At 50.9% G+C, this 212-nt stretch carries 1 tRNA gene; it reads left to right on the forward strand.

Annotated elements, in window-relative coordinates:
• Window positions 1-65 precede the first annotated feature (65 nt).
• Window positions 66-141 (forward strand) — tRNA-Glu (locus D5066_RS22805).
• Window positions 142-212 lie beyond the last annotated feature (71 nt).

The following is a 212-nucleotide window of genomic DNA, read 5'->3' on the forward strand; positions in this document are numbered from 1 at the left end:
TAGTGCTCACACAGATTGTCTGATGAAAAGTAAATAGCAAGGCGTCTTGCGATTGAGACTTCAGTGTCCCCTTCGTCTAGAGGCCCAGGACACCGCCCTTTCACGGCGGTAACAGGGGTTCGAATCCCCTAGGGGACGCCACTTGCTGGTTCGTGAGTGAAAGTCACCTGCCGTCATATCTCAAAACTGACTTGCGAGTCATGTTTGAGATA

Origin of the sequence: Enterobacter chuandaensis, assembly GCF_003594915.1 — a bacterium.
Lineage (GTDB): Bacteria > Pseudomonadota > Gammaproteobacteria > Enterobacterales > Enterobacteriaceae > Enterobacter > Enterobacter chuandaensis.